Source organism: Serratia sp. PL17 (assembly GCF_017832355.1).
Lineage (GTDB): Bacteria > Pseudomonadota > Gammaproteobacteria > Enterobacterales > Enterobacteriaceae > Serratia.
This window is the reverse complement of the sequence record NZ_JAFIBY010000006.1, coordinates 305962-314153: the sequence shown is the minus strand read 5'-3', so window position 1 is coordinate 314153 and position 8192 is coordinate 305962. Positions and strand designations below refer to the sequence as shown.

The 8192-nt window shown below is 54.4% G+C and carries 8 protein-coding genes; 2 read left to right on the top strand and 6 right to left on the bottom strand.

All coding sequences use genetic code 11. The annotated features are described in order from the left end of the window. Positions 1-76: 76 nt before the first annotated feature. On the top strand, positions 77-766 hold the full coding sequence (locus JOE25_RS19790) for a FadR/GntR family transcriptional regulator (RefSeq protein ID WP_209638122.1): 690 nt from the start codon (positions 77-79) through the stop codon (positions 764-766). A 67-nt stretch (positions 767-833) separates the two neighbouring features. Beyond that, positions 834-2249 carry a multidrug transporter subunit MdtD gene (gene mdtD, locus JOE25_RS19785; RefSeq protein WP_209638120.1) on the top strand — a complete coding sequence of 472 codons (1416 nt, stop codon included), beginning with the start codon at positions 834-836 and terminating at the stop codon, positions 2247-2249. Here mdtD and rbsR read toward each other — a convergent pair. Genes rbsR through rbsD form a run of 6 tightly spaced genes read right to left on the bottom strand, consistent with a single transcriptional unit; the run spans position 2246 to position 8045 of the window. Next, positions 2246-3247 carry a ribose operon transcriptional repressor RbsR gene (rbsR, locus tag JOE25_RS19780; protein WP_209638117.1) on the bottom strand — a complete coding sequence of 334 codons (1002 nt, stop codon included), beginning with the start codon at positions 3245-3247 and terminating at the stop codon, positions 2246-2248. The genes mdtD and rbsR overlap by 4 nt on opposite strands. 5 nt (positions 3248-3252) lie before the next feature. After that, complete coding sequence (gene rbsK / locus JOE25_RS19775; RefSeq protein ID WP_209638115.1) at positions 3253-4179, bottom strand: ribokinase; 927 nt, start codon at positions 4177-4179, stop codon at positions 3253-3255. 49 nt (positions 4180-4228) lie between these two features. Continuing rightward, the gene (gene rbsB / locus JOE25_RS19770; RefSeq protein ID WP_037421308.1) at positions 4229-5116 is read right to left on the bottom strand and encodes a ribose ABC transporter substrate-binding protein RbsB; all 888 of its coding nucleotides are present in this window, start codon (positions 5114-5116) and stop codon (positions 4229-4231) included. Between the two features lie 24 nt (positions 5117-5140). After that, complete coding sequence (gene rbsC, locus JOE25_RS19765; protein WP_037421280.1) at positions 5141-6106, bottom strand: ribose ABC transporter permease; 966 nt, start codon at positions 6104-6106, stop codon at positions 5141-5143. 6 nt (positions 6107-6112) lie between these two features. Next, positions 6113-7618 (bottom strand): ribose ABC transporter ATP-binding protein RbsA, encoded by a 1506-nt coding sequence (gene rbsA, locus JOE25_RS19760; protein WP_209638113.1) that lies wholly within the window; start codon positions 7616-7618, stop codon positions 6113-6115. A gap of 7 nt (positions 7619-7625) precedes the next feature. Continuing rightward, a complete protein-coding gene (rbsD, locus tag JOE25_RS19755) occupies positions 7626-8045 on the bottom strand; it encodes a D-ribose pyranase (RefSeq protein ID WP_209638111.1) in 420 nt (139 codons plus the stop codon). Positions 8046-8192 lie beyond the last annotated feature (147 nt).

Below are 8192 nucleotides of genomic sequence, written 5' to 3'. Positions count from 1 at the left end.
TCCGGTAAACAGCCACAAAAGCTGGCGGTCCGTGGAGTAAAATAAGAGTAACAATGTCAGTAAAGGAATCGCAGCCATGCAATTTAATGCTCAACAACAGGCCGCCCAACGCAATCTTTCTTATCTTCTTGCAGAAAAACTCGGCCAACAAATTCTGGCAGGCGATTATCAGGCCGGTAGTATCCTGCCCGGGGAGATGGAGCTGGGTGAACAATTCGGCGTTAGCCGCACAGCGGTACGCGAAGCTGTGAAGATGCTGGCAGCCAAAGGCATGCTGTTACCTCGGCCACGCATCGGTACCCGTGTGATGCCGCAAAGCCAATGGAATTTTCTCGATCAGGATTTACTGACCTGGTGGATGACCAAAGAGAACTTCGATCAGGTGATGCAACACTTCCTTATACTACGCACCTCATTGGAACCTCAGGCCTGCTCACTGGCGGCGGCTCATGCCAGCACTCAGCAAACCGCCCGGCTGGCTGAACTGATGGCAGAGATGCGAGCACTGCATATCCAGTTCGATCGCGAACACTGGATTCAGGTTGATACCCAGTTCCACCAGCTCATCTATGAGGCCAGCGGCAATCCGTTTCTAACGTCGTTCGCTAATCTGTTCAGTTCGGTGTATCAAAGTTACTTCCGTGCCATTACCGGTAACGAAGTGATTAAGCTGCAGCACCATCAGGCCATCGTCGATGCAATACTCGCCGGTGACAGCGCAGAGGCATTAGCCGCCTGCCAAATTTTGCTCAGAGAAAAAGACTAGCTCACTCCCTACTTATATATAGAAGAAAGATGAAAGGGACGAATACGACGGTTAACCAGGACTCATAATGATTAAATCCGCGCGCAGTATGGCAGGGCTACCTTGGATCGCCGCAATGGCGTTCTTTATGCAGGCGCTGGACGCCACTATCCTCAATACCGCGTTACCGGCAATAGCTCAAAGCCTGGAGCGCTCTCCGTTGGCAATGCAGTCGGCCGTGATCAGCTACACCTTGACGGTTGCCATGCTGATCCCGGTGAGCGGCTGGCTGGCAGATCGCTTCGGCACCCGCCGCGTGTTTATCATCGCGGTTTCGCTGTTTACTCTCGGCTCCCTGCTGTGCGCCCTTTCCCCGACGTTAAGCGTTCTGGTGACGTCACGCGTCATTCAGGGCGTCGGCGGTGCGATGATGATGCCCGTGGCACGCTTGGCGCTGCTACGCGCCTACCCGCGCAGCGAACTGTTACCGGTGTTGAACTTCGTGACCATGCCCGGGTTGGTTGGTCCGATCATGGGCCCGATGCTGGGCGGTTGGCTGGTAACCTATGCCACCTGGCACTGGATTTTCCTTATCAATATCCCCATTGGCCTGCTCGGCATCTTCTATGCACGCAAATATATGCCGGATTTCACCACGCCCAAGCGCCGCTTCGACTTTATTGGCTTTATGTTGTTTGGTTTGAGCCTGGTGCTGGTTTCCACTGGGTTGGAGCTGTTTGGTGAACAAGTCCTGGCCAGCTATATCTCTCTGGGCATTCTGCTCAGCGGCGTGGTGATGCTGTTTGGCTATATCGCCCATGCCCGCAGACACCCCCAGCCTCTCATTGGCCTGGATTTATTCCAGACCCGGACCTTCTCGGTAGGCATTGCCGGTAATGTTGCCTCACGCCTTGGTACCGGCTGTGTTCCGTTTTTGATGCCGTTGATGCTGCAAGTCGGTTTTGGTTACTCAGCAATTATTGCCGGTTGCATGATGGCACCGACAGCCGTCGGTTCGTTGATGGCAAAATCCACCGTCACTCAAGTGCTGCGGTGGTTTGGCTATCGCAAAACATTGGTTGGTATCACCATCATTATTGGCGTACTGATAGCTCAGTTCGCACTGCAAAGCCCTGGCATGCCGCTGTGGTTGATGATTCTGCCGCTGTTTGTGCTGGGAATGGCCATGTCTACGCAATTCACCGCCATGAACACCATCAGCCTGGCTGACCTGAACGACAGCAATGCCAGCTCCGGCAACAGCGTGCTGGCCGTCACGCAACAATTATCCATTAGCTTCGGCGTGGCGATCAGTGCGGCGGTACTGCGTTTCTATCAAACGATGTCACTCGGCACCATGGTTGATCACTTCCACTACACCTTTATTACCATGGGCATTGTCACCGTGGCGTCGGCATTTGTGTTTCTATTATTAAGAAGAAAAGACGGCCGTAACCTGATCAGCGGCCAAGACCCAAAGAAACCGGCAAAGGTCTCAGGTTAACGCCACCCCACCGAGGCGCGCTCCACCAGCTCAGGCGTTAAAACCAAAACCTGAGCGTCACGTTCTGGGTTTTGCAGGCGGTTGATCAACGCATCGATCGCCAGCTCCCCCAGAGAATCCTTTGGCTGGTGAATAGTACTGAGTGGCGGAGCCAGGTATTTGGCTAGCTCAATATCATCGTAGCCCATCACTGCCATGTCCTGCGGTACCGATAACCCGGCCTGGTACAAGGCCTGATAGGCCCCTACCGCAACAGCGTCATTACCGGCAAATACCGCATGCGGTGGCTCAGCCAACGCCAGCAATTGTTTCATGGCATCAACGCCACCTTCAAATTCAAAATCACAGTGCACTTCATATCCCGGCAGGACAGCCAACCCGGCGCGTTGCATCGCCCGGCGATAGCCTTCTAACCGATGGCGTGCCGTGGTTTTATCCTGTGGCCCGGCAATACAGGCAATTTTGCGATACCCGCGGGCGATCAGGTGATCGGTCGCCATCTCACCGCCCAGCAACGAATTGTCCTGGATAATGTCGTTAGCCCCCTCGAACGGAGCCCAGTCCATCATCACTATAGGGAGTGAGGGATAACGGCTCAGCGCATCTTGCGATGGCCGGTGGTTCTCGGTGCACATTAATAGCAAACCATCGACACGTTTTTGCAGCAGTGTTTCCATGTTGCGATTCATGCGCGCGGCGTCCTCTTCCGTATTGCACAGGATCAGGCTGTAGCCACGCTCATAGCAACTGCGTTCAACGCCGCGTACGACCTCAGCATAGAAAGGGTTGTTACTGGAGGTGACCAACATGCCGATGGTGCGCGTCTGATTCAGTTTGAGGCTACGCGCAAGTGCAGAGGGGGCATAGTTAAGGTGTTCAACGGCCGCCATGACTTTAGCTCGCACACTGTCGCTGACAAAGCGATTGTTATTAATGACGTGCGAGACCGTCGAGGTTGAAACACCCGCCAGACGGGCGACATCTTTCATGGTGGCCAAAGGGGTTACTCCTGCTGCTGCAAAAAGGCATCAATCTCTTCGCGCCAAGGCACGGAAGGCTGTGCGCCCGGTCGGGTCACCGCAATCGCCGCCGCCGCATGAGCAAAACGCACCGCATCAGCCATCACTTTCCCTTCCAATAGCGCCGTTACCAGTGCGCCATTGAACGTGTCACCGGCAGCGATGGTGTCTACCGCTTTGACCTTAAAACCTGGCACCAATTTGCCGTTACCCTGCTCACTCAGCCAGACACCTCGGCTACCAAGAGTGATGATCACCGTGGCAATGCCTTTATCATGCAAAGCCTGGGCGGCTTGTGCAGCATCATCGTCATTGTTGACCGCAATACCGGTCAGGCGGTGGGCTTCTGTCTCGTTTGGCGTGATCATATCGACCATTGCCAGCAGCTCATCCGGCAATTCACGTGCCGGTGCCGGATTGAGGATCACCTGAGTTTGGTGCTGTTTCGCCAGTTTGGCGGCGCCAATAACGGTCTCCAACGGAGATTCGAGCTGCATCAGCAGCGCATCGGCATCCACAATCTTTTGCTGGTAACGCGCCAGATAGTCTGGTGTCACTGCGGCGTTGGCGCCGGCATCAATGCCGATCACATTCTCGCCCTCCGCGTTGACGAAAATCAGCGCCACGCCGGTGGTGCTGTCGGCAATAGCTTCAATCGGTTGGGTATCAATGCGATCGGTCGCCAGCTGTTTGCGGATGCGTTCGCCGATATCGTCAGCCCCCACGCAGGCGATAAAGGCGATATCTGCCCCGCTGCGCCCTGCAGCCACCGCCTGGTTAGCGCCCTTGCCACCGAACGCCACCTTATACTGTTTCCCGATCACCGTTTCACCCGGATGTGGGAAATGCTCAATATTGAGGATATGGTCGGCATTAATGCTGCCCAGAACCACCAGCTTACCTGTTTCCATCGCATTGATTCCTGAATTGCGCGCCATCATAAGATGGCGCGGGTGTGTCTTATTTGGTGACCAGTTTCAAATCTACCGGAATCGTGGCCGGTACTTTTTCGCCCTTCAGCACTTTGTCGGCAGTTTCTACGCCGATCACACCAATTTGATCTGGACGCTGTGCCACGGTTGCCGCCAGTTTGCCGCCTTCAACCGCTTTCACGCCATCGGCAGTGCCGTCGAAGCCTACCACGACCACATCGGTTTTACCGGCGGTTTGCAGAGCACGCAGTGCACCCAGCGCCATTTCATCATTCTGTGCAAAAACGGCCTGCACGTCTGGATGAGCGGTCAGCAGGTTCTGCATCACGTTCAACCCTTTGGTGCGGTCGAAGTCTGCCGGTTGGCTAGCCAACAGTTTGAATTTGTTCTGATCCAGAGACTGTTTAAACCCTTCGCCGCGTTCACGTGCCGCAGAAGTACCGGCAATCCCTTCCAGCTGGATCACTTTAGCGTCTGCACCGACTTTTTTGGCAATAAAATCACCGGCCATTTTACCGCCGACACGGTTATCAGACGCGATATGGCTGACGACGTCACCTTTACTCGCCACACGGTCCAATGTGATGACAGGGATCTTGGCCTGATTGGCCATCTTGATAGCGTTACCAACGGCATCAGAGTCCGTTGGGTTGATCAACAGCAACTTAGGTGCTTGCACCATCAGGTCCTGCACGTTTGCCAGCTCTTTCGCCGGGTTGTTTTGCGAATCCAGCACCACCAGGTTGTAGCCCAGTTTATTCGCTTCTTGTTGTGCGCCTTCCTTCATCGAAACGAAGAACGGGTTATTCAGGGTAGAGACCACCAGCGCGATGGTGTCTTTAGCCAGTGCGTTAGCACTCAGGGTAGCGCTCAGCGCGAAGGCTGAAGCCAGAATTGCCAATTTTTTCATTTTCATCATCGTGATTCCTGTAGGGGGAGGTTATTTGTTGCTTTTGTTCTCTACCAGAACCGCCAGCAGTATCACCACTGCCTTCACGATCATTTGGTAGTAGGAAGAAACACCCAATAAATTCAGGCCATTATTCAGGAAGCCAAGGATCAGCGCCCCGATCAGCGTGCCAACAATGCGGCCTTTGCCACCCGCCAGGCTGGTACCGCCCAGCACGACTGCTGCAATGGCGTCCAACTCATAGCCGGTACCGGCGGTTGGCTGTGCCGAAGACAAACGCGCCACTTCAATCACGCCCGCCAGCGCAGCCAGCAATCCACAGAGTGAATAGACGATAATCTTTACTTTATCGACGCTGATACCGGACAGGCGGGTCGCCGCTTCGTTACCGCCCAGGGCATAAATATAACGGCCCAAACGGGTATGGTGCAGCATGTACCAGGCGGCGATAAATACGATCGCCATGATCCAGATCGGGGTTGGAACCCCCAATGGGCGGCCGATGCCGAACCAGCCGAAAGTATCCGCCACGTCGGTAAAGCCGGTATTCACCGGGCTGCCGTTGGTGTACACCATGGTGACCCCGCGCAACAACAGCATCATGACCAGGGTGGCAATAAATGCCTGAACCTTGCCTTTGGCAACGATCACCCCGGTACAGGCCCCCACTGCCGCACCCAATGCCAATGCCGCCGCGACGGCAACCACCGCGTTAATTTCAAAACCGACGATCGACGCCGCCACTGCGCCAGTCAATGCCAGCAACGATCCTACCGACAAATCAATGCCGGAAGTGAGGATCACTAATGTCATCCCTACCGCCATAATGGCGTTCACCGACGTTTGCTGCAGAATATTGAACAGGTTGTTTACCGTGAAGAAATTCGGGCTCATTGAAGAAACCACGGCGATCAGCACCAGCAGAGCAATCAGTGATTTTTGCTCTAACAGCCACTCTTTACTGAACCAGCGCTTTGCCACACTCTGGGAACTCATATCTGATTACTCCTGCTTTACGCCGTATTGCTTGCCAACAGCCGCAGCCATCAACGCTTCCTGGGTGGCCTGTTCAATCGGGAACTCGCCGCTGAGATGTCCTTCGTGCATGACCAGAATACGGTCACTCATGCCCATAACCTCCGGCATTTCCGACGACACCAGAATGATGCTCAACCCTTCCTGCTTGAACTGGTTGATTAACTGATAGATTTCTTTTTTGGCACCGACGTCGACCCCCCGCGTTGGTTCATCGAGGATCAACACCTTTGGCCGCGTCATCAGGCCGCGGGCAATTGCCACTTTCTGCTGGTTGCCGCCGGAGAGCAGGCCTATCGGCTGTTCCATCGACGGTGTCTTGATATTGAACAAGCGGATGAAATCGCCCACCGCCTGCTGTTCTTCGGCCTGTTTCAGGCTGCCACCGGCACGGCTGAAATAACGCAGCGCAGTCAGCGACATGTTTTCCTTCACTGACATCCCCAACACCAGGCCATCGCGCTTACGGTCTTCGGAGATATACACAATGCCGTTTGCCAAGCCATCCTGTGGAGAATGGGTGACCACCTCATGTCCGTCGAGTTTGACGGTACCGGCTTTACGCGGTGCGGCGCCGTAGAGAATTTTCATCAACTCGGTACGCCCAGCGCCCATCAACCCGGCAACACCAAGTATTTCGCCGCGGTATAGCGTAAAGCTGACGTCATGCACGCCCGGGCCGGAGACCTGGCTGACTTCCAGCCGTTTTTCACCACGCGGCTGATTCAAACGCGGATATTGTTCTTCCAGCTTGCGGCCTACCATCATTTCTATCAGCGAATCTTCCTGCAGCTCGCTGACCGGTCGTTCGGCGATGAACTGCCCATCACGAAATACCGTAACGTCATCGCAAATTTCAAAAATCTCTTTCAACCGGTGTGAAATGTAAACAATGCCTCGCCCTTCGGCCTTAAGTTCGTTGATCACTTTAAATAAAGAAGCGGTTTCGGTGTCGGTCAACGCATCCGTTGGCTCATCCATGATGATGACCTTCGATTCGAAGCTCAGCACCTTGGCGATTTCCACCATCTGCTGATCGCCAATCGACAGTTCACCCACCAGCCGGTGACTGCTGTAACTCAGGTTCAACCGCGCCAGCAGTTTGTCGGCTTCGGCATACATGCGTTTCCAGTCGATGCGGCCGATACGGTTGACAAACTCACGCCCGAGAAAGATGTTCTCCGCAATCGTCAATTGCGGGATCAGATTAAGTTCCTGATGGATGATACCTATACCCGCTTCCTGCGAATCCTTCGGGCCGTTGAACGCCACTTCTTTACCGAGAAAATACTGACTGCCGGCGTCTTTGTTATAAATGCCGGTCAGCACTTTCATCATGGTGGATTTTCCCGCACCGTTTTCCCCCACCAGCGCCATCACCTTGCCGGGATAAACGCTGAGCGCAGCGCCGGAAAGCGCCTTCACGCCGGGAAAGGCTTTATCGATCCCTTTCAGTTGCAGTAAAGGTTGCATAGACGCCTCAGAAAGTTACGCCGGCACAGAGGATCACATTCGCGTATGGCGAGCATTCCCCGCTGCGGATCACCGCCCGGCTGTGTTCAGTTTGCGCTTTGAAGGCACGGTGACTGATATAGCTCACGCTAATGGTATTGCCCTGATGTTGGCCGAGTTCGGTCAGTTGAGCCAACAATGCGTTGTGGAGCGGCGGATTTTGTTTGATGATCTCTTCTGCCAGAATGGCGCTTTCTACCTGCATCTCCTGAGTCACCACCTCGAGCACCTGTAAAAACGTCGGCACTCCCTGCGTCAGCGCCAGATCGATACGCTGCGTTGCCGCTGGAATAGGCAACCCCGCATCGCAAATGGCGATCTGATCGGTATGGCCGAGGCGGGAAACCACGGCAGAGACATCAGCATTCAGCAGCACGCCTTTTTTCATTTTCTTTTTCTCATTCCGCCAGCGAAACGTTTCGCTTGTGTCTGGAGTTTAAAAAAACGTCAGGAGAAGGCAACCGGGATAATGCAGAAATGTGATCATTATCGAAACGTTTCGCTCGTGTTACCGAGAACATCAACAGAAAGGGCC